Here is a 5831-nt window from a genome sequence, read left to right on the forward strand (position 1 = left end):
CGGCCGCGCTGATCGGCGGACCGATCACCGATCTCAATGTCATGACCCGCCGTAGCCGGATGACGCATTCGGTCGAACGCCTGGTGATTTCGGCCCCCGTGGAAATCCGGACTGAAGCCGGCACAACGCTCATCCTGTGCTTGGACGGCGACATCAGTGTGCCCGCCGCTGAACCGGTTCGCCTCGGGCCGCTCGACACGCTGCTGTCCGGGCCGGTCAGCACCGGCCTGCTTGTCCAACCCGCCCATGAGGCAACGCTGTACGTGATCCGGATCCGCGCCATCGCCGGCAACGATTAACGCTTGTTTCCAAACATGATCGCGGTACCGGCGAAATATAGCGTAAGCTGCTGGCGGCATCACGAAAAAGCCTGAATCCTCTCCGCCGATCTGGCTGGCGGGAAGTGGGGTGCTTGTCTTTGAGTTTTGCTGAGAGACGACGCCCTGTCGTGGTGCGGAAACAAACTTTCGGCAAGTGGGGTTTATGCAACCAATTGCATTTGAACCGGTTTTAGGGCCATTGCCGTGGCGGTGACGCCGCTCAGTGCCCGCTTACGGAATTTTCAATGAATATTCAGACGAATCCTGCCCAAATCGAGAAGACAAGCGCGAGCTTCCCGGCCATCACCGAAGAGCCGATCCGCTCCAATTACCTGCCCGAAGAGCGCCTTCGGCTGCTCGGTGAAAGCCTGGCGAAAGGCGACCTCACAGATCTGTTCGGGCTGACGCCCTTCGATTTTCAGGCCCGTATCCGCGACAGCGCCAAGAAGATTTTGGAAGTCTACCGGTCGACCAATGCGGCGCAGGCGAGGGGCGAGACGATCACGCCGGCGGCACAATGGCTGCTCGACAACAATTACCTGGTCGAAGAGACCATTTTCCAGGTCAAGCGCGACCTGCCGCGCCGCTTCTATCGCCAGCTGCCGACCTTGAAACTGCCTGACGGCGGCAGCGTGCCGCGCGCGCTGGCGCTGGCCTGGACCTATGTCGCACATTCGGACAGTTCCGTTTCGGCGACGATGTTCAAGTCCATCGTCCAGGGTTTTCAGTCGGTCGAGCCGCTGAAGATCGGCGAACTCTGGGCGCTGCCTTCGCTGTTGCGCTTCGTGCTGATCGAAAATCTGCGCCGGCTGGCGGTCAGGGTCAATCGAACCCGTCAGATGCGTCAGATCGCCAACGATGTGGCAGACAAGGTCCTGGCCACCGACGACAGCGCCGACCGGCAGTCGATCCTGTCCAATTTCAGCGCACACGCACAGGACACCACCTTCGCCACCCAGCTGCTCTATCGCCTGCGCGATGGCTCGCAGAATGCCGGCAAGGCTCTGGAATGGCTGGAAGGCGAGCTCGAAAAGACCGGCTCCGATGCCGAGGAAATCATCATTTCCGAACATCACACGTTGTCCAGCGGCAATGTGACGACGGGCAACATCATTCGTGGCCTGCGCCTCATCAACGACGTCGATTGGACCGTGTGGTTCGAAGGCGTCAGCCGCATCGACACCGTGCTGCGCGAGCGTACCGATTTCGCCGCGCTCGACTTCTTCTCGCGCGACCAGTACCGGACCGCGATCGAGGAATTGGCGCGCCGCTCGAACCTTTCGGAATATCGCGTCGCCGAGAAGGCCATCGAGCTGGCCGGCCACGCCGCCAGCGATGGCGACGGCGACGTCGTTTTAACCGGGTCCGCCCACACCGATGTCGGCTTCTTTCTCGTCGGCCCACGCCGGCTCGAGCTGGAGAAGGCGATCGGCTATCGACCCACCATCAGCCAGACAGTCAAGCGTGCCTTCCGCAAGACCGGCTGGCTCGGCATCGTCGTACCGGTGTTTGCGCTGACGGCGCTGCTTCTCGTCCTCTCAGGCAACGCGCTTGCCAATCTCGGCCTGTCGGTGCCCTCGATCGTCCTCATGCTGGCGCTTTTTGCCGTGCCGGCCAGCGAGGGCGCGCTCGCCTTCTTCAACACGGTCGTTTCGCTGTTCCTGAAACCGACGCGCCTCGTCGGCTACGATTACCGGCACGGCGTGCCGCCCGAGGCGCGCACGCTGGTGGTGGTTCCGTCGCTGATCGGCTCGCGCGACGATGTCGAGGAAAACATCCGCAATATCGAGGTGCATCATCTCGCCAACACGGCCGATGAAATCCATTTCGCGCTGCTGTCGGACTGGCCGGACTCGAAGACCGAGATCGATGCTGCCGACACCGAAATCCTCGAATTCGCGCGTGCCGAGATCGCTCGTCTCAACGCACGCTATCCCTCCGAAGGCGCGCCGCATTGAAGAGCCGGCGCCGGTGCAGGATATAGAAGCGCGGCAAGCTGCATGAACTCGACCTTCTGCTGCGCGGCGACAGCGACACCACGTTCCTGCCGCTCGACGTGCCGCTGCCGGAGAACGTCGTCCACGTGATGACGCTCGATGCCGACACGCGCACCACCCGTGACGCGGTCGCCACCCTCGTAGGCAAGCTCTGCCACCCGCTCAACCGGCCGCATTTCGATGCCAGCAAGCGCGTCGTCACCGCCGGCTACGCGATCCTGCAGCCGCGCATCACCGCGTCGCTGACATCAGGCGATGATGCGTCGTTCTTCCAGCGGGTGTTCTCGGCCAATCGCGGCCTCGACCCTTATGTCTTTGCCGTGTCAGATCTCTATCAGGACGTTTTCGGCGACGGGTCCTTCACCGGCAAGGGCCTCTATCACGTCGACGCCTTCGAGGCCGCCCTGCAGGGCCGCATCGAGGAAAACACCATCCTCAGCCACGATCTGCTGGAAGGCGCGCTGGCGCGCTCGGCGCTGGTCACCGACGTCGAACTGGTCGAGGACTATCCGACCCGCTACTCGGTCGACGCCTCGCGCCACCATCGCTGGGCACGCGGCGACTGGCAGTTGCTCGGCTTCATGCTCGATCCGCGCTCCGGCGTGCCGGCGCTGTCGCGCTGGAAGATGATCGACAATCTGCGCCGCTCGCTGACGCCGATCTTCTGGGTGATGGCGGCGATTGCCGGCTGGACGCTGCTGCCCTTCACGCAGGCCGCGCAATGGCAGGCCCTGCTGATCCTCAGCCTGTTCATGGCGCCGACATTCGACATCGTCAACGCCATCCTGCCCAAGAGCGGCGACCAGACGCCACGCGGCCATTTCTCGGCCCTGGCACGCGACGTCGCCTTCGGCACCGCCATGGTGGCGCTGAAGATCGTCCTGATGGCGCACAACGCCTGGATGATGGGCGATGCCATCGTGCGCACGCTCTATCGGTTGTTCGTCAGCCGCCAGAACCTTTTGGAATGGCGCACCGCCTCGCAGGCGCACAAGGCGGGCGACAACGATGTCGGTTCCTATTACGGCATGATGTATGGCGCCGTGATCATCGGCTTCGTCGGCCTTGCCATTCCGGTGCTGGCCGATTCGACCGGCGCCTTCGTTGCCTTCTTCTTCGCGCTGTTCTGGATTGGCTCGCCCGCCATCGCCAGCTGGATCAGCCGTTCGGCTGAAACCGAGGATCGCTTGCGCATATCGCAGGCCGATATCCATACGTTGCGCACGGTGGCGCGGCGCACATGGCATTATTTCGAAAGCTTCGTGACGGCAGAGCATCACCATCTGCCGCCCGACAATTTCCAGGAAAGCCCGGCACCGGTGGTGGCGCCTCGTACTTCGCCGACCAATATCGGCGTCTACCTGCTGTCCGTCGTTTCCGCCCGCGACTTCGGATGGATCAGCCTGTCCGACGCCATCACCCGCATCGACGCCACCATGGCCACGATCGAGGGCATGCCGCGTGAGCGCGGTCACCTCTTCAACTGGTACGACACCACGACACTGAAGCCGCTCTATCCGCTCTACATCTCGGCTGTCGACAGCGGCAATCTCGCCGGCCATCTGGTGGCGGTGGCGGCGGCCTGCGCCGAATGGGCCGAGGCGCCCTCCGTGCACCTCCAGGGCGATTTCGAAGGCATTCTCGACACGGTCACCATCCTCAGCGAAAGCCTCGATGATCTGCCCGACGACCGCCGTCAGTTGCGCCCGCTGCGCCAGCGCCTCGCCGACCGTCTCGACGGCATGCGGCGCGCTGTCGACACCATCAAGGCGCAGCCCGAAATGGCGTCGATCCGCACCATCAACCTGGCCGTGCTGGCCGGCGAGATCCGCAAATTGGCCACCGCCATCCATACCGAGGCGGTGTCGCCCCAAAGCGACGTCATCGTCGACTGGGCGGCAAGGCTGGAAGCCACCTGCGAAGCGCACGTCCATGACGCGCACAGCGACGACAATGCCGTCGAGGCGCTGCGTGCCAAGCTGCTCACCTTACGCGAGCGCACCCGCCGCTATGCCTTCGAGATGGATTTCTCCTTCCTGATGCGGCCGGAGCGCAAGCTGCTGTCGATCGGCTACCGGGTCGAGGAACACCAGCTCGACGAAAGCTGCTACGACCTTCTGGCTTCCGAAGCACGGCTGACCAGCCTGTTCGCCATCGCCAAGGGCGATCTGCCGACCGAGCACTGGTTCAGGCTTGGCCGGCCGATCGTCGAAATCGGTTTCCAGGGCGCGCTGATGTCCTGGTCCGGCTCGATGTTCGAATATCTGATGCCGCCGCTGGTCATGAAGGAGCCGCAGGGCTCGATCCTCAACCAGACCAGCAAGCTGATCATCAAGCGCCAGATCCAGTATGGCCGCCAGAAGAACGTGCCGTGGGGCATTTCGGAGGCCGCCTACAATGCCCGCGACCGCGAACTGACCTATCAATATACCAATTTCGGCGTTCCAGGCCTCGGGCTGAAGCGCGGTCTTGGCCAGAACACGGTGATCGCGCCTTACGCCACCATACTGGCGGCCCAGTTCAATCCGCGTGAAGCCGTGCTGAATCTCGCCCGATTGCGGGAGATCGGGGCGCTCGGCCGCCACGGCTACTACGATGCCGTCGACTTCACGCCACAGCGCGTGCCGGAAGGCACGGACCATGTCGTCGTCCAGAATTATATGGCCCACCATTCGGGCATGTCGATCGCGGCGGTTGCCGACGCCATCTTCGAAGGTCGCATGCGCGACCGCTTCCACAGCGATCCGGTCATCGAATCGGCCGAACTCTTGCTGCAGGAGAGGGCGCCGCGCGACATCCCGACAGCGACCGTCAGGACCGAGGCCGACGAACGCTCCAAGGACGAGACCGAAGTCGACAGCCCCGACACCCGCATCGTGCTCAATCCGCTGCAGTCGCTGCGGTCGACCAACGTCATGTCGAACGGCCGCTATTCGGTGATGGTCAGCGCGACCGGCTCGGGCTACAGCCGCTGGGGCGATCTCTCCGTCACCCGCTGGCAGCCGGATCCGACCGAGGACCGGCTCGGCTCCTACATCTTCCTGCGTGACGCCGGCACCGGCGACTGGTGGTCGGCTACAGCCGAACCGAAGCGAGCCGCCGAGGAAAAGGCGCAGACCTTGTTCTCCGACGACAAGGCGAGCTTCGTCAAATCGGTGGGCACCTTGCGCTCCGAGGTCGAATGCATCGTCATCTCGGAAGGCAATGGCGAGGGCCGTCGGGTCACGCTCTACAATGACGGTCCGTCCGACCGTCACATCGAAGTGACCTCCTTTGCCGAGCTGGTGCTCGGCCTGGAGGCGTCCGACAACGCGCATCCGGCCTTCTCGAAGATGTTCGTGGAAACCGAAATCTCTGCGAACAACGCGGCGATCTTCGCCACGCGGCGCAAGCGCGAGACCAGCGAGCCCGATATCGCCATGGTGCATTTCGTCACCGATCCGTCCGGATCGGCGCGCGACGCCGAGGCCGAGACCGACAGGCGCGCCTTCATCGGCCGTGGCCGCACCATCGT

1 protein-coding gene and 1 pseudogene are annotated in these 5831 nt (G+C 63.6%); both read left to right on the forward strand.

Annotated elements, in window-relative coordinates; genetic code table 11:
• Positions 1 to 299 (forward strand): HutD family protein (locus EOA22_RS22320; protein WP_206521313.1); only part of this gene is annotated, 299 nt, incomplete at its 5' end.
• A 266-nt stretch (positions 300 to 565) separates the two neighbouring features.
• Positions 566 to 5831: pseudogene (locus EOA22_RS22325) on the forward strand (glucoamylase family protein); the annotation flags it as partial.

It is taken from the genome of Mesorhizobium sp. M7A.F.Ca.US.014.04.1.1 (genome assembly GCF_003998745.1).
In the GTDB taxonomy this organism is placed as follows: Bacteria; Pseudomonadota; Alphaproteobacteria; order Rhizobiales; family Rhizobiaceae; genus Mesorhizobium; species Mesorhizobium ciceri.